The 20,753-nt window shown below is 46.2% G+C and carries 17 protein-coding genes and 1 pseudogene; all 18 read right to left on the minus strand.

Annotated features, from left to right (window positions below; all coding sequences use genetic code 11):
- Window positions 1-146: 146 nt before the first annotated feature.
- The 18 genes and pseudogenes from EJE48_RS05110 to dnaA all read right to left on the minus strand — a co-directional run bounded on the left by EJE48_RS05110 (window position 147) and on the right by dnaA (window position 20,391).
- Window positions 147-1,061, minus strand: coding sequence for a DUF4446 family protein (locus EJE48_RS05110; protein ID WP_118581451.1), 915 nt, complete (start codon window positions 1,059-1,061; stop codon window positions 147-149).
- 12 nt (window positions 1,062-1,073) lie between these two features.
- Window positions 1,074-1,961, minus strand: coding sequence for a ParB/RepB/Spo0J family partition protein (locus tag EJE48_RS05115; RefSeq protein WP_118581453.1), 888 nt, complete (start codon window positions 1,959-1,961; stop codon window positions 1,074-1,076).
- Between the two features lies 1 nt (window position 1,962).
- Complete coding sequence (locus EJE48_RS05120; RefSeq protein ID WP_118581455.1) at window positions 1,963-2,736, minus strand: ParA family protein; 774 nt, start codon at window positions 2,734-2,736, stop codon at window positions 1,963-1,965.
- Between the two features lie 201 nt (window positions 2,737-2,937).
- Window positions 2,938-3,903 carry a YegS/Rv2252/BmrU family lipid kinase gene (locus EJE48_RS05125; protein WP_118581457.1) on the minus strand — a complete coding sequence of 322 codons (966 nt, stop codon included), beginning with the start codon at window positions 3,901-3,903 and terminating at the stop codon, window positions 2,938-2,940.
- 136 nt (window positions 3,904-4,039) lie between these two features.
- Window positions 4,040-5,740 carry an arginine--tRNA ligase gene (gene argS / locus EJE48_RS05130; protein ID WP_124984346.1) on the minus strand — a complete coding sequence of 567 codons (1,701 nt, stop codon included), beginning with the start codon at window positions 5,738-5,740 and terminating at the stop codon, window positions 4,040-4,042.
- A gap of 472 nt (window positions 5,741-6,212) precedes the next feature.
- Complete coding sequence (locus EJE48_RS05135; protein ID WP_124984347.1) at window positions 6,213-6,944, minus strand: FadR/GntR family transcriptional regulator; 732 nt, start codon at window positions 6,942-6,944, stop codon at window positions 6,213-6,215.
- Between the two features lie 290 nt (window positions 6,945-7,234).
- The gene (locus EJE48_RS05140; protein WP_148095971.1) at window positions 7,235-7,579 is read right to left on the minus strand and encodes a hypothetical protein; all 345 of its coding nucleotides are present in this window, start codon (window positions 7,577-7,579) and stop codon (window positions 7,235-7,237) included.
- Window positions 7,580-7,658: 79 nt separating this feature from the next.
- Window positions 7,659-8,495 (minus strand): TPM domain-containing protein, encoded by an 837-nt coding sequence (locus EJE48_RS05145; protein ID WP_160117319.1) that lies wholly within the window; start codon window positions 8,493-8,495, stop codon window positions 7,659-7,661.
- Window positions 8,495-9,628 carry a hypothetical protein gene (locus EJE48_RS05150; RefSeq protein WP_118581472.1) on the minus strand — a complete coding sequence of 378 codons (1,134 nt, stop codon included), beginning with the start codon at window positions 9,626-9,628 and terminating at the stop codon, window positions 8,495-8,497. The genes EJE48_RS05145 and EJE48_RS05150 overlap by 1 nt, the downstream gene beginning before the upstream one ends.
- A 28-nt stretch (window positions 9,629-9,656) precedes the next feature.
- Entirely contained in the window at window positions 9,657-10,364 is a 708-nt protein-coding gene (locus tag EJE48_RS05155) for an ion transporter (RefSeq protein WP_016407230.1), read from the minus strand.
- An 84-nt stretch (window positions 10,365-10,448) separates the two neighbouring features.
- Window positions 10,449-12,941: a DNA gyrase subunit A gene (gene gyrA, locus EJE48_RS05160; protein ID WP_016407229.1), complete on the minus strand. Its 2,493-nt coding sequence runs from the start codon at window positions 12,939-12,941 to the stop codon at window positions 10,449-10,451.
- 290 nt (window positions 12,942-13,231) lie between these two features.
- Window positions 13,232-15,133 carry a DNA topoisomerase (ATP-hydrolyzing) subunit B gene (gene gyrB, locus EJE48_RS05165; protein WP_016407228.1) on the minus strand — a complete coding sequence of 634 codons (1,902 nt, stop codon included), beginning with the start codon at window positions 15,131-15,133 and terminating at the stop codon, window positions 13,232-13,234.
- A 308-nt stretch (window positions 15,134-15,441) separates the two neighbouring features.
- A complete protein-coding gene (recF, locus tag EJE48_RS05170; RefSeq protein WP_124984350.1) occupies window positions 15,442-16,539 on the minus strand; it encodes a DNA replication/repair protein RecF in 1,098 nt (365 codons plus the stop codon).
- A gap of 31 nt (window positions 16,540-16,570) precedes the next feature.
- Complete coding sequence (locus EJE48_RS05175; protein WP_124984351.1) at window positions 16,571-17,005, minus strand: hypothetical protein; 435 nt, start codon at window positions 17,003-17,005, stop codon at window positions 16,571-16,573.
- A gap of 70 nt (window positions 17,006-17,075) precedes the next feature.
- Complete coding sequence (locus tag EJE48_RS05180) at window positions 17,076-17,294, minus strand: RNA-binding S4 domain-containing protein (protein ID WP_016407225.1); 219 nt, start codon at window positions 17,292-17,294, stop codon at window positions 17,076-17,078.
- Between the two features lie 15 nt (window positions 17,295-17,309).
- Window positions 17,310-18,125, minus strand: a pseudogene (gene dnaN, locus EJE48_RS05185) (DNA polymerase III subunit beta); the annotation flags it as partial.
- Window positions 18,126-18,146: 21 nt separating this feature from the next.
- A complete protein-coding gene (locus tag EJE48_RS05190) occupies window positions 18,147-18,416 on the minus strand; it encodes a beta clamp domain-containing protein (RefSeq protein WP_124984353.1) in 270 nt (89 codons plus the stop codon).
- Window positions 18,417-19,062: 646 nt separating this feature from the next.
- Complete coding sequence (gene dnaA, locus EJE48_RS05195; RefSeq protein ID WP_016407223.1) at window positions 19,063-20,391, minus strand: chromosomal replication initiator protein DnaA; 1,329 nt, start codon at window positions 20,389-20,391, stop codon at window positions 19,063-19,065.
- Window positions 20,392-20,753 lie beyond the last annotated feature (362 nt).

The following is a 20,753-nucleotide window of genomic DNA, read 5'->3' on the forward strand; positions in this document are numbered from 1 at the left end:
TGGAAAACCCTCTGGACAACTTTTCTTTTTCACAAGTTATCCACAAAATGTGGATAAGATTTCAACTTATCCACAGAAATTTTCCTGTATCTGATAAGGAAAAAGGAGGAAAATCTCCTCCCTTTCGTCTGTTTTTGCTTTTATTTTTATTCTTCTTCGTCTGTTTCTTCCTGTTTTTCCACGAAAACGGGTTCCTGAAAAATCGGTTCGCTGATTTTTGCTTCCGCAATCGCGCGTTCCACGGCACTTTCCATGGCATCCCCCAGATTTTCCTCCTCAGGCAAATGCGCCTTCTCCGCAGCCGCTCTTGCTTCCTCTCTCTTTTTCAGAATGGATTCCGCAGCCGCAATCTTGCCTGCAAGCGTTTCCTCCTTCAAAATCAGCTCTTTTTCCGCCTCTGTTACATCACCGATAGAGGATTTCGCCTGTTTTTCCTTCGTTTCATCCACTTCGACCATTTCCACCTGATCCAGTGTAATCTGCTCATCCATGGCTCTGTCCTTATCCTTTTTGCGGAAGGTCGGCTTAAAGCGCACCTTAACCACCTTTTCATGCTCCGGCTGATAGGTATTATTTTTTGCCACCTCAACCGCTTTTAATTCCTCCTCGGAAAGCATGTAGGTGCTGACACCCATTTCAATCGGCTTCGCATAGGTAAAAGAGCCTGTACGGCTATGAATACCGTTCAGCACCACGCCGTTGTCATTCCCATCCAAAAGTGCCAAAGCAAAACAAAGATTGCCGCCCATTTCATCAAAGGGGTTATAGCGAATCAGCCCAACCTTTTGGATTTTGGATTTATCGGTTTTATCCATATCCGTCACCATATCCAACAGCTTAGAATATTGCGATTCAATTTTCTTTGAGGTTTCAAAATATTCTTCAATTTTCATTTCCAGGTTATGGGTTGGTCTGCGATTAGAGCCCATAAAATAATCATATCGTTTCTTCTGCCCGTTCAGCTTCACAAACAGAACAATGCAGAGTATAAATAATATGAATATTGCTGCCGCCAGAGCGGCAAAAAGAATCAATATCGTTTGCTGCGTCAATTCCATCATATTTCACATTCCTTATCGTTTCAGGAGCACCAAAAGGCGTTCCAAATCTTCCTCAGAATAATATTCTATTTCTATTTTACCCTTTTTCCGCTTACCGATAGGCTTCAGATTTACCTTTGTGGCAAACAGAGATTTCAAATCCTCCTCTATCGCACGATAGGCGGTTTCATCCGCTTTTTCGGCTTTTTCCGCAGGCGCGGGTGCATCTTCCTTCGCCAGATATGCCTTGACCAGAGCCTCAACTGCGCGCACACTCAGCCCTTCCTCGATGATATGCTCTGCCAATTCAAACTGTGCGTCCCCATCGGATACAGGCAGAAGCGAACGGGCATGTCCGCCTGTCAGCTTATTTTCCGTCACAAAATTACGCACACGGGCATCCAACTGCAACAAGCGCAGGGAATTTGTAATCGCGGAACGGCTTTTCCCGACCTTTTCTGCAATTTTTTCCTGACTGAGCTGAAATTCCTCCTGCAAACGCTGATAGCTTTCGGCTTCTTCAATGGGATTTAAGTCCTCACGTTGGAGATTTTCCACCAGTGCGGCTTCAAAGGCTTCACTGCCTTCCCATGCCTTCAGCACAACAGGCACCTTTTCCATTCCGGCGATTTTTGCGGCACGCCAACGGCGTTCCCCTGCAATGATTTCATAGTATTCCCCATTTTTCTTCACAACAATGGGCTGAATCATGCCATAGGCCTTCAGGGATGCCGCCAGCTCCTCCAAAGCGATTTCATCAAAATATTTTCTCGGCTGCTTGCGGTTGGGTTCGATTAAATCCAAATCCAGCTCCGTCACCGCTTCATTCGATTTTGCTGTTTTCAGATCCTGTACTTCTGTATTGATGAGGGCGTTGATTCCAAGACCTTTTGCACCAAGACCTCTTTTCTTTTCTGCCATATCAATTCCACTCCTTTTCCATGACTTCCTCTGCCAGCAATGCGTAAGCCTCTGCGCCCTTGGATTTCGGGTCATAGAGATTGATAGGCAGACCATGGCTCGGAGATTCCCCAAGGCGCACATTTCTGGGGATAATTGTGCGATAAACACTCTGCCCCAAAGAACGCTTGACCTCCTCCACAACCTGCAAGGAGAGGTTTGTTCTTGCGTCATACATGGTGAAAACAATTCCCTCAATTTCCAGTTCTGGATTCAAACGTTTTTTCACCAGATTCACCGTATGCAGCAGCTGCTCCAGACCTTCCAACGCAAAATATTCGCACTGAATGGGAACTAAAACCGTATTTGCCGCCACAAGTGCATTCACGGTAATCATATTTAAGGAAGGCGGACAGTCGATGATAATAAAATCGTATGCGTCCTTTACCTCTGCCAACGCCTCCTGCAAAATATATTCCCTGCGGTCGTTGCCAATCAGCTCAATCTCTGCTCCTGTCAAATTGATATTTGCAGGAATCACCTCCAAGCCATCCATACAGGTCGGCTGCTTCACCTCTGTAATCGTGGCTTCGCCCAAAAACACATCATAAATCGTCAGAGGGACATCATTTTTATCCAGACCAAGTCCGCTGGTGGTATTTCCCTGTTGATCTGCATCAACGGCAAGCACACGCTTTCCCTCTGCGGCAAGGCAGGCGGAAAGATTGATGGCTGTGGTGGTCTTTCCCACGCCGCCCTTCTGGTTCGTCACTGCAATGACTCTAACTTTGCTCATAAATTCCCGCCTTTCCTTCTCGTTTTTCCTTCTCGTTTTTTCTTCTTTTTATATAATAGTATAATCAATATGAAAAAGCAATGCAAAAACACGATGTTTCACGTGAAACATCAGAAATTTATGTAAAAATAGAAAAAGCCACTCTATTTTGTGAAATAAAATGGCTTTTGTTTGTCGTGCGCTATGTTTCACGTGAAACAATTATAGTTTTGCAGGCTTTGCAGGGCTTTTCAAAAGAGACATGATAATATTCTCCTTCGGTTCCTTTTCAAATTTCCCAAAAACAGGGATTGCCTTCGGAATCACCTTAATTTCAAACGGCATATCCGGCCCCAGCTCCCCATCAACCGTAGATTCCATAATTTTGAAATCGGGATCTAAGCACTCAATCTTAAAATAATGATCTCTGAGATACAACACATTCTTATCATGAATATGTTCCCCAGTCAGCATTTTCATCAAAACAGGTGTCATTTCAATCAGAGGCTTTCCTTTGATAGCAATAAATTCAAACTTCCCATCCGTAATGGATGCTTCGGGGGAAAGGTTCGTAAAACCACCCGTCCCTGCTGAATTCATAATCATATAGAAATACAAATCCTCCTTTATGACATCTTCGCTTGTCGTAATGCGAAACGGCACCTTTCTGAACTGCGGCAGCTGCTCCACGCCCTTTAAATAATAGGAAAGGCTGCCAAGTGCGTTTTTCACATCCTTATCCACAATCTGTGAAACATTTGTGAAAAAGCCGCCTGCGCAGACATTGATAAAGAAAATGGAATCATTCACCAAACCCAAATCAATATCCACCGGCTTTGTAGAAACAATCGTTCTGCAAACATCCTCCACCTCGCCGCTTTTGAAGCCAAGGTAGGTCGCAAAATCATTTGCCGTGCCGGAAGGAATGATACCCAAAGGAATATGCAGACCACGGCGCATCATAGCATTCAGCACAATATTCACTGTACCGTCACCACCGGAGGCAACAATAATATCATAATTCGGGTCCATTGTGGCAATATGCGTGTCAATGTCTCCGGGATGGAGCGTGCGGAAGGGATGCACCTCATAGCCGCCCTCCTGAAAGATACCAATACAAACATCTAAGTCAAATTTAAAGCTTTTATTCCCCGAAAAGGGATTATAAAATAATTTCAACTTTTTCATACAAATACCTTCCTTTATAAAGAGAATTTCTATTTTAAGATGATTAAAAGCCCCTTGGTTAGGTTTTATAATCTCTGAAAACAAAATCCTGCAAGCAGTTTTTGTTTCAGAAGATTGAAAACGCTTTTATAGCACATCACATTTGTTCGGGTGCTTCGATACCTAAGAGTGCCAGACCCTTTTTCAGCACTGTTTTTACAGAGAAAACAACCGCCAGACGCGCCTGTCTTACCTCAGGTTCACTGCTGAGAATCGGGTTATCGTGATAAAATTTATTGAACGCCTGTGCAATCGCAACCAAATGTCTGGTAACAACAGAGGGCTCCAGCTTTGCCGCCGCATCCTTAATTTTATCAGGGAATGCCTCCAGCAGCTTGCAGACATCCAAAGATGCCTCGTCAGAAAGTGCCTCAAAATGGATATCACTGAAATCCGTTTCACCTGCACGCTTCAGAATGGAGCAGGCACGCGCATGCGTATACTGCACATAGGGGCCTGTTTCACCATCGAAATTTAACATCCTTTCCCAGCTGAACACAACATCCTTGATTCTTGTGTTATACAGGTCATTGAAAATGACCGCGCCAATGCCGACTTGCTTCGCGATTTCCTCTTTATTTTCCAGATTGGGATTCTTTTCCTCAATAATACGCTTTGTTTCCGCGCACGCCTGATTTAACAAATCCTCCATCAGCACAACATGCCCATGACGGGTAGAAAGCTTCCCACTATCCAGAGAAACCAGACCGAAAGGCACATGAATCAAATCCTTGTACCAATCATAGCCCATTTTATGAATGACCTCAAACCACTGTGCGAAATGCAGGTTTTGGTCAAGCGCAGTCAGATAAATGCACTTGTCAAAATTGTAGGTTTTCTTGCGGTAAAGCGCCGCAGTAATATCTCTGGTTGCATAAAGCGTGCCGCCATCCTTACGGATAATCAGGCAGGGAGGCATATTTTTATCCTCTAAATCCACAATCATCGCGCCTTCGGATTCCTTGAGCAGGTTTTTGTCCTTTAATTCCTGCACAACCGCATCCATCTTGTCATTATAGAAGGACTCTCCTGTGTACGCATCAAATTTCACACCAAGCATTTCATATACACGCTCGAATTCCTTGATAGAAATATCATAGAACCATTTCCACAGCGTCAATGCTTCTTCATCGCCCTCCTGCATTTTTACAAACCACAGGCGCGCTTCATCGTCCATTTTCAGCTCGGGATGCTTTTCTGCTTCATCATGGAACTTTACATAAATCCGCATCAGCTCCTGAATCCCGTCCTTCTCTACTGCTTCCTTGCTGCCCCATTTTTTATACGCAACAATCAGCTTGCCGAACTGTGTCCCCCAGTCCCCCAGATGGTTGATGCCCTCGCAATGGTAGCCCAGCTCCTCGTGAATTTTATAAATCGCGTTGCCGATTACGGTAGAACGCAGATGCCCAACATGGAAGGGCTTTGCAATATTGGGAGAGGAATAGTCGATCACAACGGTTTTGCCTGCACCCATATCGCTCTTGCCATAGCTTTCCTTCTGCTCCAGAACGGCAGAAAGCACCTGCTCCGCGTATACACTCTTGTCCACAAAAAAGTTGATATATGCACCGACCACCTGCATCCTTGCGATAAACGCAGGCTTTTCGATTTTTTCGATTAACTCCGCAGCAATCATCGGGGGTGCCTTGCGGAATACCTTCGCCAAACGAAAACAGGGATACGCAAAATCGCCCATTTCCTTTTTGGCAGGAATTTCCACTGCCGCCGCCGCATCCTCAACGGAAATTTCCGCTGCCGCCGCCAAAAGTTTTGCAATTTCTATTTTAAAATCCATAAATTGATACCTCCAAAAACCCTGTAAAAAAGGGACATACTTCTATTTACTATAGCATGAAAAAAGGGGAAAAACAAGGGTTTTAGGGCGAAAAGCGGCGCAGGTGTGCCTGCAAACTTTTGTGCAACAGAATGAAAGCTTTCAGAAAAATTCAAAACAGCCTACCGGAAGGATATGACAGCAAGCCATGCCGGAAAGGCACTTTATACTGCCCGAAGGGGCTTGAAGGGAAGGGTTTGGAAAGGGAAACCGTGTTGCCCTTTCCTCGGTTGCGGAGGTTTGGAACCCATTGCGAAACGGGTTCCAAGTTTTTGTTACTTTTTAGCATAAAAAGTAAGGGAGAACGCCTCTGTTTCGCCGAAAAAGTTCCAAACGGGCGAACTTCTAATGTTGTCAAAGAAACTTCCTTGACGCGACCGCGCCCAACCAGCCGCTATTCCACAAAAAAAGACCCTTTTCGGGTCTTTTTCCATCAACCATACTTCACCGTCAGGTTCACATAAGAAATATGCTCCCGCATGGCAGTATACGCCGTCTGATAATCTCCGCCCTTAATCGCTTCGATAATCTTTCCATGCAGCTCAATCGTCACATCAATGACTCTGGGGTTCTGCGTCAGCGATTCACGCATTGCCAGACGAATCCCGTTTTCAAAGGAATCCTTCGATGCAAGCATCGTGCTCATCAAGAGCTTATTATGCGTTGCCACCGCCACCTGCATGTGAAACATAGAGTCATAATCCACGAACTGATTCACGTCATGGCGAAATTCCTTCATTTTTTCATAATAATACTCCAGCTGGGCAATGTCATCCTTCGTTGCGCGCTTCGCGGCATAGCTCGCCGTTTCTCCCTCTAGCATATAGCGAAATTCCAGCAGGTCATTCAGGTCAGAATTTTCAACCGTAATGCTGAAAGGCGCAATATTTACGATATTATCAATTTCATTTACAAACGTGCCTGCCTTCGAACGGCGAATAAAGCCAAACACCGCCAGTGCCGTATATGCCTCGCGCAGCGTACTTCTGCCGATGCCAAGCTGCTCGCTCACCACATTTTCATTCGGCATCATATAGCCTGCCGGCAGCTGTCCGTTTGTAATCAGCTCCTTAAAACGCTGAAATAAATTCTGGGAGATATTATTTTTTCCCAAATCTTTTTTCAGATATGCGGCATTTTCTGCTAAATAGTCTCTTTCTTCCATTCAGGATGCGCCTCCCCTTTCTCATTTGTGTTTTGTATTTTTATACATACCTCATGGTATCATAAATATACTTGCATGACAAGAAATTTTTCATATTTTTTTATAAATATCTCTTATGTTTTCAAAAAAATTCCTAATATCCCTGTCTTTGCAAAGCACTGTGTTTACACGAAAAACAAAGCCTTCTATTTGTATTTTTTCCTGTTGTCTGATAAAAAGAGGACTTCCTTCCCTTTCTGCAATAAAAAAAGCCTTGGTATTCATTAGCCAAGGCTTATTATACAAAAATTTCAATTCTTTTCCATTTTTTTAAGTTCTTCCTCAATCAGTCCGTCCTTGTTATATTTTATGCCCTTCGCAATATTTTTTTCTCTTGTCTTTCTGGCAATGAAAAACGCAATCAGGCACATCGCAACAGGAATCAGCATAAAGACGAAGAAGCTGATATCGTGGAACATAACGCCGACAAAGACCGCCAGCAGGAATACCAGAAAAATAAACACCAGCCCCGGCTTTGCCGTTTCGGATTTTGCGGCAATCATGCCCTCAAAAATCACAAAGACCAGAAACAGAGAAATCATCTGCCCATAGGACAAAACAACCTCTAATATACCATCAACGGGAAATAAAAACATACCCAACACCTCAATTCTCAATTTTATCACTTAAAAGACATTGTAGCATTTCGTATACATAATGTCAAATCGTTTGGGTTTAAAACTTTCCGCCGCCCCCGCCGAAGCTTCTGCCGCCGCCGGAAAAGGAGCCGCCGCCGCTGAAGCCGCCTGTATGGTGGTGATTGTTGTCATCCTCCCGCGGAATCGGCACCATAGTCGTATGCGTATTTGCAAAGGTATCCTGATTCGTCCGCAGGTAACAGCCGTTTTCCTTCAGATACGCTCTGCCGTCCGTAAAGGGATGCACATTTTTACAAGCCTTACGCATGCTCATAACCGAAACGCCGGCAATCACTGCAGAAAAAGCTGCCGCAAGCAGAATAATCATCGCAATGCCGCCACCACTCGAAACAGGACTTTCCGAGAAAAACGCATCCGATTTTGGTCTGCCTTCTGCGCCGTAGGTCTGATAATCCGCACAAAGGGAATCCACGTCCCACCAAAGCTGCTCCATGCCGCCATAATAATCTCCATTGGAAAAATAGCCGCTGATTTCGTCCCAGATGGCATCTGCATCCGCATCCGTAATCATTTCCATTGCTTCGCCGCAGGTCACAAGCTGCCCTTCTCGCTCGCCCATATCCAGAACGAAAATTGCGCCGCTGTAATCCTCCCCAACGCCCAGATTCTGTTCTATATAAAATTGTGCGCCGTATTCCCTTGTTGATAAGCCTTCGGTATCCTTCGTGGTGAGGTATGCAAAATCAATATCATATTCCTCCTTCGCATCCTCACAGAACTGCTGCAAATTCTGCTCCTCCTCCGCCGTCAGCAGGTCAGCATTGTCAAATACCCTCTGCTCCGCCGCAGAAGCAGGCAGAACGGAAAGCAGGAGAAACACCATCATCAAAAGCACAAATCCTTTTTTCTTCATCACAGCACACCTCCCATCGCCAGCAGAGCAAGCACAATCATAACAATCACAAAGGAAATGCAGAAAATAATCACAAACCATTTCGCGCTCCGGCTGTTGCTGACAGGCAGCTCCCCGACGATTTTCCCTGTCTGTCCGTTCATCGCAAAGAGATATTCCTTCCCATCATATTTGCTCATCAGCATCCAAACGGGCAGGAGCATATAGCTTTGCTGCTTAGAGGAAAAATCCGTATGACATTTCACGCCGTAAACACGCTGATAGCTTTTGCCGCCCTCCGCCGCCTTATGCTCCACGCCGGGGGTAATGCGTTTTGTCATGCGGTCATACAAATCCTTCGGCTCGTATGTATATTTTTCCGCCAGAAAGCCGCTCAGATAGCTCATGTCAAATTGTTTTTTCTTTTCCAGATGAAACGGTTCCAACGCATCCATCAGGTCATCCTGCATTTTTTCCGAAGCATCCAGAGGAATATTTTCAAATTCCATCGTTCCCGCGCGATGAATGTGATACAAATCCGTTTTCGTATAAATAAAACGCGTATCCGACCATGTGATGACATTTTCGCCCGTCGCATGGTAATCAAAATCCGCTTTGCAGTCAAAGAGCCAGAACGGCACATATACGCCCGTAATCTTTTCCAACCGCTGCTCAGAGGTATAGCCCTTCGGAAGCAGCCTTTTTCCCTTGCAAAGCTGCAAAAACGCCTTTCTTGCGTCCTCCTTATCCGTCTCAAACGGCAGAATCGCAGAGGGGCGGTATTCCCCCTCCAGCTGTGTCGGCAGAATCGTCGGGTTGCCGCAGAAAACGCAGAAGGTTGCCGCCGTTACATCATCCGTCACAATCTCGCCGCCGCAGGAGGGGCAGTGATACGCGCGCAGATGGCTCAGATCTTCGTCCGTCTCAGTAATATTTTCCTCATAATGATAGGAAATCTCCGCCGTATTTTCCGCAGCCTCGGCTCTGGGCTTGACTTCATAATCATCCTGCTTCGTCTCGGCCCCTCTCTGCTCCAGCTCCTCTCTGGTAAATTTGCCGCCGCAGTAATCGCAGACCCATTTCTGCTCCTTCCCATCATAGCGCAGATACGCCATGCAGTCGGGGCAAAGGTAGGTCAATGCTGTCTGTTCCATTTTTTATTCACATCCCTTCGGATTCCCGTTATCGTTTATGCTTTGGTTTCAGCTCCGCCAGATAGCCTGCCGTAATAATGCCTGTCGGCAGAGCGAACACCGCAATTCCCACAAAAGAGGTCACAATGGCAATGATTTTGCCGATGCTCGTCGCAGGGCAAATATCCCCATAGCCGACCGTTGTCAGCGTGATGGTCGCCCAATAGACCGCATCCAGAAAGCTTGCGAAGGTATCCGGCTCAACCTGAAACAATATCAACGCCGACAGAAGGATATACCCAACTGCCAGAAGCCCTATCGTGAAAAGGTTATCCTTTTCCTTATGAATCACCTGCATCATCAGATGAAATCCCTTAGAATAGCGCAGAATCTTTAAGGGCTTCATGCACTTCGGCAGACGCAGGATACGCACCGCCTTCAGCGTCGAATACAGCGGTGTCAGAGAGGAAAGAATCGCAATCAGATCAACCACAGCAAAAAACGTAAACGGATAACGCAAAAAGGGCTTTTCCCCCTTCAGCTTAAAATCCGCTGTGCCCCATCTGAGCAGATAATCTATGATGAAAATAAACACCGTTATGCGGTCAATCCGATAAAATACGGGATTTGTGCTGTTTTTCACACAAAGAGGCAGTACGCTTGCAATAATGCAGAAAATCATAAATCGGTCATAATACAGGCTGATTTTGTCCTCCTGCTCTCCCTTTTCAATCATTTCATAAATCCGCCGCCGCATGGGCTTTCCTCCTTTTTCTGCCGTTTCTTCTGTTCGTAAAAAAGGATATCGGCATACTTCACCGATATCCCTTTGTTTTTTTGCTTATTCTACTTCTGTTTTCTCTGCTTCTGCGGCTGTTTCTTCGGCTTCCTCCTCAATATCCTCCTCAGAAATCTTCGCAATGCCGACCACGCTCACGCCGTCATCCAGATTCATCAGCTTCACGCCCTGCGAATCCCTGTTGTAGCTGGAAATTTCTCTGCCGCGCAGGCGGATGATAACCCCTTCGGAGGTAATCAGCATCAGCTCATCATTTTCGCCGACCATCAGCACGCCGGTCAGCTGTCCTGTTTTTTCCGTCAGCTGATGAACCTTCAAGCCCTTGCCGCCGCGGTGCTGCAAATTAAATTTATCCGTTGTGGTGCGCTTGCCGTAGCCGTTTTCGGTTACATTCAGAAGCTGCCCTTCGGGGTCAATCTTCACTGCGGAAACAACATAATCGTCCTCCTTCAGTGTAATCGCCTTTACCCCTGTTGCGGTTCTGCCCATGGGACGCACATCCTCCTCGGAAAACTTAATGCCCATACCGCTGCGTGTTGCCACGAAAATTTCATCCCTGCCGTCTGTTGTCATTACGGAAATCAGGTCATCCTCCTCGCGCAGATTCAGCGCAATCAGACCGCTCTTGCGGATATTTGCAAAGCTGGTCATATCTGTTTTCTTGATTAAGCCTTGCTTTGTCACCATCACAAGATACTGATCCTCGCGGAATTCATTTGCAGGAATCACCGCCATGATTTTTTCATCCGCATCAATCTCCAGAAGGTTCACGATGGCAACCCCTCTTGCCGTTCTGCCGGCTTCGGGAATTTCATAGCCCTTCATGCGATACACCTTACCGCGGCTGGTAAAGAACAGCAGGGTATCATGTGTGGATGCAAGGAACAGGTCTTTTACAAAATCCTCCTCCCTTGTCTGCATCCCGATAATCCCTCTGCCGCCGCGGTTCTGGCTCTTATAGGTATCCAAAGGGGTACGCTTTACATAATTCAGATTCGACAGCGTAAATACGCAGGTTTCCTCCTCAATCAAATCCTCAACATCAATTTCGCCGGGATTCTGCATCAGCTTTGTACGGCGTTCATCGGCATATTTCTCCTTAATCGCCGTAATTTCATCCTTGATTACACCAAGCAGCAGCTTTTCATCCGCCAGAATGGTCTTGTAATATGCAATCTTCTTTTGCAGCTCTGCATATTCCGCATCGATTTTTTCCTTTTCCAGACCCTGCAAACGGCGCAGCTGCATTTCCAGAATCGCCTGTGCCTGCAAATCAGACAGGCTGAAGCGTTCCATCAGTCGTTCCTTTGCATTATCATAACTTGTGCGGATGATGCGAATCACCTCATCAATGTTGTCAATCGCAATCCGCAGACCCTCCAGAATATGCGCTCTTTTTTCCGCCTTATCCAGATCAAAGCGTGTTCTTCTGGTAACAACATTTTCCTGATGCTTCAGATATTCCGCAAGCATCTGCTGCAAATTCAAAACAACAGGCTTGCCATCCACCAGTGCAAGCATATTTGCACCGAAGGATTCCTGCAAGGATGTATATTTATACAGCTGGTTCAGAATGACATTTGCGTTATAGTCCTTCTTGATATCAATGATAATCTTGATATCATCGCCGGCAGAGGCATCGTTCAGATCGCTGATGCCCTCCACACGCTTTTCCTTCGCCAGCTCGCCGATTTTTTCCAGCAGACGCAGCTTATTGACCATATACGGAATTTCAGTGATGACAATACGTTCTCTGCCGTTATGCGTTTCAATCTCCGCTGTGGAGCGCACAATAATCTTGCCGCGCCCGGTGCGGTACGCCGCACGAATCCCGCTTTTCCCAAGGATATTTGCGCCTGTGGGGAAATCGGGCCCTTTGATGTATTGCATCAATTCTTCCACATCGGTTTCTCTGCCCTCGATTTTATTCTCAATCATGCAGACTACGCCGTCAATGACTTCGCCGAGGTTATGCGGCGGAATATTCGTCGCCATACCAACCGCGATACCGCTTGAGCCGTTTACCAACAGGTTTGGAATACGCGCAGGCAGGACTGTGGGTTCTTTCTCGTTTTCGTCATAGTTCGGCACAAAATCAACGGTATCCTTCTCGATATCCGCCAGCATTTCCGCCGTAATCTTGGACATGCGCGCCTCGGTATAACGGCTGGCAGCTGCGCCATAGCCGTCAATAGAGCCGAAGTTCCCGTGTCCGTCTACCAGCATATAACGCATGGAGAAATTCTGTGCCATACGCACCATTGCCTGATAAATGGAGCTGTCACCATGAGGGTGATATTTACCCATGGTATCCCCGACAATACGCGCGGATTTACGATAGCCCTTGTTCGGGTCCAAATTCATTTCATTCATAGAGTACAGGATACGCCGCTGTACAGGCTTTAAGCCGTCACGCACATCGGGTAATGCACGGGCAACAATAACGCTCATCGCATAGTCGATGTAGCATTTCTGCATCTCTTTATTGATGTCTATGGTTATGACCTTGTCTATCTCTTTATTTTCGTCACTCATACGTTCACCTCTTAAGACCGTGAGGCTCTGCCTCACCCTCCGCAAGCCTTTGAAAAGGCTTGACCTAAACTTTATACAAATCTTACATTTCTTTCAGAAATATAAGATTTAATTCTGATTTATCACGCCGCAGGCAAATCGGGTTCCAAGGGGGTAACCCCCTTGGTGGGGTTTGGGGCAACGCCCCATAAAAAACTTGCCCACAGGCGGTTCTTTGAAGGGGTGCGATACATTTTGTATCGCAGGGGAAACTTTCACCAAGAAAAGAAAGTTTCCCCTTACGTCACCCGTTAAAAATCCATCTCAGCATACTGCGCATTTTCCTCAATGAAAATCTTTCTGGGTTCTACCTCATCCCCCATCAGCATACTGAAAACCTGATCCGCAAGCACTGCATCATCAATCGTCACCAATTTCAGAATTCTATGCTCCACCGCCATTGTCGTATCTCTCAGCTGGTCGAAGTCCATTTCCCCCAGACCCTTATACCGCTGTACGTCCTTAATGCCTGTTCTGCCGATTTCCTGATACAGCGCCTCAAGCTGCATATCGTCATACACATAATAATGCTGTTTATTCTTCTCCACGCGATACAGCGGCGGCTGTGCCACATATACCTTACCGCCCTCGATGAGCTGCGGCATATAGCGATAGAAGAATGTCAGCAGCAGGGTTCTGATGTGTGCGCCGTCTACGTCGGCATCGGTCATGATAACGATTTTATGATACCGCAGCTTAGACATATCAAAATCATCGGAAATCCCCGTACCAAAGGCAGTAATCATATTGCGGATTTCCTCGGAATTGAGAATTCTGTCCAGTCTTGCCTTTTCCACGTTCAGAATCTTGCCGCGCAGGGGCAGAACCGCCTGTGTTCTGGGATCTCTCGCCTTAATGGCAGAGCCGCCTGCGGAGTTCCCTTCGACGATATAAATTTCACATTCATAGGGGTCGCGGCTCGTGCAGTCTGTCAGCTTACCGGGCATACGCGTATTTTCCAGACCCGTTTTGCGGCGCACCAGCTCTCTTGCCTTTCTGGCAGCGTCTCTGGCTCTGGAGGCCATCATGCCCTTTTCGATGATGGTTTTGCCGATGTTCGGGTTTTCCTCCAGAAAATAGGTCAGATATTCGCTCAGAACGCTTTCCACCGCGCCCTTCGCTTCGCTTGTGCCAAGCTTTGCCTTCGTCTGCCCTTCAAACTGCGGGTCCTCTACCTTAATGCTGACAACGGCGGTGATGCCCTCTCTGACATCCTCGCCAGAAAGCTTTTTATCTGCATCCTTTATGATGCCTGCCTTCTTGCCATAATCGTTCAGTGTCTTTGTCAGCCCCGATTTAAAGCCCACCAGATGCGTGCCGCCATCAGGGGTATTGATATTATTCACGAAGGTGAAAATGCTTTCCGTATAGCCGTCATTATGCTGGAATGCAACCTCAACCAGAACGCCATCCTTCTTGCCGGAAGCATAGAAAATCGTATCATACAACGGCTGACGGCTATGATTCAGAAAATGTACGAATTCCTTGATGCCGCCCTCATAGTGGAAGGAATGTTCCTGCTCCATGCCCTCGCGCAAATCGGCAAGGTTGATTTTCAGCCCCTTTGTCAGAAAAGCCGTTTCGCGGAACCGCTGCTTCAGCACATCATAATCAAAAACGGTTTCCTCAAAAATCGTATCATCCGGCAGAAAATGCACATACGTCCCTGTAATCTCGGTTTCGCCCACAACGGTCAGCGGCTCTGCAACATCCCCACGGGTATATTTCTGCTCATGAATTTTCCCATCCCGATGCACCTGCACCACAAGCCATTCGGACAACGCATTTACAACAGACGCACCAACGCCGTGCAGACCGCCGGAAACCTTATATCCGCCGCCGCCGAATTTACCGCCTGCATGCAAAATCGTAAATACCATCTGCAGCGCGCTCATGCCCTTCTGGTCATTGATATCAACGGGAATACCGCGCCCGTTATCCATAACGGAAATGGAATTATCGGGGTGGATTTTTACGGTAATCTCGTTACAGAACCCTGCAAGCGCTTCATCCACGGAGTTATCTACAATTTCATAAACCAAATGATGCAGACCCTTTGCGCTGGTGGAGCCGATATACATACCGGGGCGCTTTCGCACCGCCTCCAGCCCTTCCAGAACCTGAATTTGATTTGCATTATATTCAGAAGACATCAAATCCCTCTCTTTCGATTCATTTTTTCGCATAATTTTTTGGGCAAGAAAAAAAGAAAGAACAAAAATAGACTTTCTCTTTCCATCAATTCCGCCTCAAAATAACATAGTGGAATTATAGCATTTTTTCATTGATTTTTCAATGTTTTGCGTGTATTTTTATACTATTTTTTTCAAAATTCCTACTTTATTATAGCCGCTCTGCCGGAAAAATTTTCAGACTGCTGTTTTTTTCCTGTTATGCCATCCCTTTTTCTGTTATAATGCGTATCAAAAAAACAAAAAACAGGCATTGAGACATGTTTTTCTCAGTGCCTGTTTTCCTTTTGCGGTATGATAGTTCCGTTTTCGACATAAAATAAATTATCCCTGCTGATATATTTTCGGACAGAATCCTCAATCCCTGTGCAGGTCACAAACGCCTGCAGACCGTCAATGCTTTCCAGAAGGTATTTCTGGCGGCTTTCATCCAGCTCCGAAAACACATCATCCAGAAGCAGAACGGGTAATTCTCCCGTTTCCTCCCGAATCAGGTCAATCTCTGCCAGACGCGCCGCAAGGGCGGTTGTCCGCTGCTGCCCCTGAGAGCCGTAGACCTTCGCCTCCCTGCCGTTCACCAGAAAGCTGATGTCATCCTTATGCGGGCCACTCTGGGTTGCCCCAAAAAGAATATCGCGCTCCAGATTGCGGTGCAGCCGCTCGGCAAACGAGCCATCCTCGCAGTTTGGTTTATAAAGCGTTTGCAGGCTGTCTCTGCCGCCTGTCAACCGCGCAAGCTTTTCCGCCGCAATTTCATCCAGACGCACCAAAAAACGCCTTCTGGCGGCAATAATGCGCTCGCCGTATTCCACCATCTGTCCGTCCCAGACAAAAAGCGTTTCCTGCAAGGATGGCTTTTTTTGTATTTCCTTGAGCAGATTATTCCGCTGCTTCAGAATCCGATAATACTGCTGCAAATCGTAATAATAGACCCTGCTCAGCTGGCAAAGCTCCATATCCAGAAAGCGGCGGCGCTCCGTCGGAGCATCCTTTACCAGAGATAAATCCTCCGGAGAAAAAATAACGGCATAAAGCGTGCCGAACAGCTCTCCCAGACGCTTGACGGGCAGACCATTGACGGCAATGCCCTTTTTTTCATTCTGCTTTAAATGCACATCAATTTTATCCCTGCGATTCTGCGTCTGCACCAGAAGGCGGATATGGCTTTCCTGTGCATCAAAGGCAATCAGCTGCTGATCGCTTTTGCCGCGCATGGAGCGCCCCATCGCGCAGAAATACAGCGATTCCAGAAAATTCGTTTTTCCCTGTGCATTGCTGCCGTAAATCACATTGATTCCCTCAGAAGGCTCGATATGCAGTTGTGAAAGATTGCGGAATCCCTGTAGGAAGATCTCCGTGATATACATATTGCTTCACCTGTTTTTTATAAATATAAATTTATTCCGTATATTTTTGCAGTGCCGCCTCCAGTGCAGCAAGCTTTTTCTTCAGCATTTTTTCTCGTTTTTGATAAATTTCCTGCGCCTCGGCTTCCTCCTCGGCATAGGCGTAGTCCTCCGAAAAGGTCACCCAGTCGGAAAAATATTTCTCGATATCGTTTTTTATTTCACGAATTAAATCCAGCTTGGCGCATTTAATATGGTATTCCTCTGCGCCGAAGTTACCCTCTGTGACAATTTTTGTCTCCTCGTCAGCTGTCAGTGTAAAGGCGGACTCCTCCTCGTCAAACCATAGTTTTAAGGGTGTCCGCTCCTGTACAGACTGGACACCCCTGTCCAATACCATAACAGGGATGTCCTGTATATAACTGCCCAGTCCCTCGAAGTCCTCCAGATGGATTTCCGTCCAACCGTTTTTCGGTTTTGTAAACATCCCGATTCACTCCTAAAAATACATAATTAACGCATATTTATTCTTGACATAAATCAAGATTTTCTGCTTTTCAGGCTTCCAGCTCCACCTCAACAGAGCCGACACCCTTCAATTCCACAATATCCCCATGGCGGATTTTTTTACCGCGTTCCGTTGCAACCTCGCCGTTTACAAGCACCTTTCCCTGCGAAAGAAAATATTTCACATCGGAGCCCTGGTCAATCAGCCCTGCCAGCTTCAGTACCTGCTGCAGCTTGATAAATTCTGTATGAATATACACCTTGTTCATATTGTTCTCCTCCTTTTACATCCGTAGCGGCAAAATCAGATATTTAAAGGAATCCCCTTCCTCCGGCAAAATCGTGCAGGGGCTGAGGGATGCCATGAAAATCATTTTTACGGTTTCCTCCTCGATGGAGCGCAGTGCTTCAATCAGATATCTGGGGTTAAAGGCGATTGCCAGATCGTCTCCTTCGACCTCTGCGGTTACGTTTTCATGCGCGGTCCCCATATCACTTCTTGCGGTGATATCCATGCCATTTGCGCGAATCATCAGACGGACAGGCGTTTTGCGGTTATCTCTGGAAACCAGAGAGGCACGTTCCAATGCCTGAATCAGCTCGCTTTTGTTGATAACCACCTTTGTTTTATAGTCCTCGGAGAAGGACTGTGCATAACGGATGAAATCCCCCTCAATCAGGCGGGAAACCATAACAGCCGTCCCTAAATCGAAAAGGATGTGCTTTTCTGTCAGATAGATGGAAAGAGTATCATCATCCTCCTGAGAGAGGATTTTGTTCAGCTCGGCTAAGGTCTTGCCGGGTACAATAACATCTGTATCTCCGCTGCCGGTCAAAAGGCTGTTTTTGCGGAAGGAAATACGATAACCGTCCACAGAAACCACATGAACGGAATTGCTCCGCAGCTCAAACAATTCCCCGGTCAGTACAGGCTTGGAGCCATCCTGCGCAATAGAGAAAATCGTCTGCCGAATCATGTCGCGCAGCTTTGCCTGCTCCATAGAATACAGCCTTTCCTGTTCCACCTCCGGCAGGGTCGGGAAATCCTCGCCGCTCTGCCCCATAATTTTAAACTCAGAGGAACCGCTGACAATGGTTACGGCGTAGTCTTCATCTGTGGCTCAATCGTCACGCGATTCCCCGTTTAAACGGCGGACAATTTCGTTGAAGATACGCGCTTCAATGGCAACCTCACCGGCTTCCTGAATTTCTGCTTCGATTGGTGCGGTACGGATGCCGATTTCCAGATCGTTGCCTGTCATGATAAAGCCTCTTTCGTTGGCGGTTAATAAAATACATTCCAGAATGGGTAATGTTGTGCGGTTGGAGACCGCTTTATTTACAATATTGATATACTGTAACAGTAAATCCTTGCTGCATGTTAATTTCATAGTTGTGTACAACTCCTTTGTTCACATGTGTAAGTAAGATATAAAAGATTTGATCCGTAGTCGTAGTAGTAGGGGCTGTGAAGTTGTGGAAAACTCCGCTTTAGCCCGAAACGACAGGGAAAACCATATTTGGAAAACCCTGTGGACAACTTAAAACAACAGCTTCGGTTATCCACGTTTTCCACAATGCGTTGATTTTTCGTTTATTTATCCACAGGTTATCCATAGTCGGCTAACAGTATGATTGTGGATGAATTTCTTTTCGGGGAAACTTTTTTCACTTGTGAAAAGTTTCCCTATGGTACGTTCCGTACCTACCCTTCAAAAACACGCTTGGAAGGCGCTTTTTATGGGGCGTTGCCCCAAACCCCACCAAGGGAATGATTCCCTTGGAACCCCATTTGCCTACGGCGTTTTATTCCTATTTATCTCCCTTCACAAAACGCAGTTTTGTGAAAGTATAGGGTTCTAAGGGGGTTACCCCCTTAGCAGGGTTCTTAGGGACGGAGTCCCTGAGGAATTATTTGCCTATGGCGTTTTATTCTTATTTATTTATTCCGCAGAAACGATAGTTTCTGCAAATCGGGGTGCAGGGGAATGATTCCCCTGCCAGGGTTCTTAGGGACAGCGTCCCTAAGGAAAGCTTTTACGATTCCTTGATTTCCTTCTCTAACGCATGGACGGTTTTCTGTAAGCCCTCGTCACTCTCCAGCTGCTTCTCAATCTTTGAGATGGCATAAATCACCGTTGTATGATCCCTGCCGCCAAAGCTCTCGCCAATCTTCGGCAGGGAAATATCCAATAGCTTCCGGCAAAGATACATCGATACCTGTCTTGGAAATGCGATATTCTTCGGCTTTTTACTCCCCTGAATATCCTCCACACGAATGTTATAATACTCTGCTACCACCTGCTGAATCAGCTCCGGTGTCAATGGTGTCGCGGAATTTTCACTGAAGATATCCTTTAAGCTGTTCTCCGCCAGTGCAATGGAGATATCCTGATTTGTCAGCGTTGCAAAGGCAACAATTCTGGTTAAAGCACCCTCCAGCTCTCGGATATTCGATGCGATATTCTTTGCAATATACGCCATTACATCATCCGGCACGGTCAGGTTATCCCGCTCTGCTTTTTTCTTCAGAATCGCGATTCTTGTCTCATAATCCGGCGGCTGTACATCCGCAATCAGACCCCATTCAAAACGGCTGCGCAGTCTGTCCTCCAGTGTCTTAATCTCCTTCGGCGGACGGTCGGAGGAAATAATAATTTGTTTATTCGATTCATAAAGCGCATTAAAGGTATGGAAAAATTCCTCCTGTGTCCCTTCCTTTTTGGAAATAAACTGAATATCGTCAATCATCAGCACGTCGATATTGCGGTATTTATTCCGAAATTCCTCGTTTTTATTGTTCTGGATGGAGTTAATCAGCTCATTCGTGAAGGTTTCGCTTGTGACATACAGCACCTTCGCCTGTGGATTACGATCCAGAATAAAATGCCCGATGGAGTGCATTAGGTGCGTTTTGCCAAGCCCGGAATTGCCGTATAAAAACAGGGGATTATACGCCTGTGCCGGAGATTCCGCAACGGCAAGGGATGCGGCATGCGCCATACGGTTGCTGTTGCCGACAACAAAGGAATCGAATACATATTTCGGGTTCAGGTTTCTTGCAAGCTCATTTTCTGCGGGCTTTTCCGCCGCGAGGTTATGGAGATTGCCTGCCTTCTGTTCCTCCTCCGTCGTAATCATGATGTCATATTCATTTTTTGTTACCATTTTAATCGCAGTGCGAATCAGCGGCAGGTGCCGTTTTTCAATGATCTCCTTGAGAAAGGATTCCTTTACCTGCAAAATAATTTTATTCCCGATAATGCCACAGGGGACAATCGGCTGAATCCAGGTTGCGAAGCTGACAGGAGAGGTTTCTTCTTCAATCATTTTGAGTGCTTCTTCCCAAATCTGTTCCAGTTCCATGCAATGACCTCCTCTTTTTATTTTTTTCCTGCTGCTTATCCACAGATAGAGGGGATATCCCTGTGAAAAACGGGGAAAACCCTCTTTTTTTTCAATGTTATACACAGCTTCCTTTCTTTTCCTTCTGCACAGAATTCACAATGCTGCAAAGCCTGTCTTTTTCAGGCTTATCCTATAATTTACCGAACGGAAAGTCCACAGTTTTTTTACAAAAAAGAAAAAGTTATCAACAAAGTTATACACAAGCTGTGGATAACATAATCTGGTTGCTGTGAATCCTGTGGAAATATACAGAAGGGCGTGATTGTCTTTAGTATAGCAAAAGTTATCCACAGGTTCAATGAAAAACTTGTCCAAAAAAA

It is taken from the genome of Anaerotignum faecicola (genome assembly GCF_003865035.1).
Lineage (GTDB): Bacteria > Bacillota > Clostridia > Lachnospirales > Anaerotignaceae > Anaerotignum_A > Anaerotignum_A faecicola.

Excerpts from the sequence above, each read along its gene's own strand:
- EJE48_RS05110 (WP_118581451.1), bottom strand. The coding sequence starts at position 1,061 with ATGATGGAATTGACGCAGCAAACGATATTGATTCTTTTTGCCGCTCTG.
- EJE48_RS05115 (WP_118581453.1), bottom strand. The coding sequence starts at position 1,961 with ATGGCAGAAAAGAAAAGAGGTCTTGGTGCAAAAGGTCTTGGAATCAAC.
- EJE48_RS05120 (WP_118581455.1), bottom strand. The coding sequence starts at position 2,736 with ATGAGCAAAGTTAGAGTCATTGCAGTGACGAACCAGAAGGGCGGCGTG.
- EJE48_RS05125 (WP_118581457.1), bottom strand. The coding sequence starts at position 3,903 with ATGAAAAAGTTGAAATTATTTTATAATCCCTTTTCGGGGAATAAAAGC.
- argS (WP_124984346.1), bottom strand. The coding sequence starts at position 5,740 with ATGGATTTTAAAATAGAAATTGCAAAACTTTTGGCGGCGGCAGCGGAA.
- EJE48_RS05135 (WP_124984347.1), bottom strand. The coding sequence starts at position 6,944 with ATGGAAGAAAGAGACTATTTAGCAGAAAATGCCGCATATCTGAAAAAA.
- EJE48_RS05140 (WP_148095971.1), bottom strand. The coding sequence starts at position 7,579 with ATGTTTTTATTTCCCGTTGATGGTATATTAGAGGTTGTTTTGTCCTAT.
- EJE48_RS05145 (WP_160117319.1), bottom strand. The coding sequence starts at position 8,495 with ATGAAGAAAAAAGGATTTGTGCTTTTGATGATGGTGTTTCTCCTGCTT.
- EJE48_RS05150 (WP_118581472.1), bottom strand. The coding sequence starts at position 9,628 with ATGGAACAGACAGCATTGACCTACCTTTGCCCCGACTGCATGGCGTAT.
- EJE48_RS05155 (WP_016407230.1), bottom strand. The coding sequence starts at position 10,364 with ATGCGGCGGCGGATTTATGAAATGATTGAAAAGGGAGAGCAGGAGGAC.
- gyrA (WP_016407229.1), bottom strand. The coding sequence starts at position 12,941 with ATGAGTGACGAAAATAAAGAGATAGACAAGGTCATAACCATAGACATC.
- gyrB (WP_016407228.1), bottom strand. The coding sequence starts at position 15,133 with ATGTCTTCTGAATATAATGCAAATCAAATTCAGGTTCTGGAAGGGCTG.
- recF (WP_124984350.1), bottom strand. The coding sequence starts at position 16,539 with ATGTATATCACGGAGATCTTCCTACAGGGATTCCGCAATCTTTCACAA.
- EJE48_RS05175 (WP_124984351.1), bottom strand. The coding sequence starts at position 17,005 with ATGTTTACAAAACCGAAAAACGGTTGGACGGAAATCCATCTGGAGGAC.
- EJE48_RS05180 (WP_016407225.1), bottom strand. The coding sequence starts at position 17,294 with ATGAACAAGGTGTATATTCATACAGAATTTATCAAGCTGCAGCAGGTA.
- EJE48_RS05190 (WP_124984353.1), bottom strand. The coding sequence starts at position 18,416 with ATGAAATTAACATGCAGCAAGGATTTACTGTTACAGTATATCAATATT.
- dnaA (WP_016407223.1), bottom strand. The coding sequence starts at position 20,391 with ATGGAACTGGAACAGATTTGGGAAGAAGCACTCAAAATGATTGAAGAA.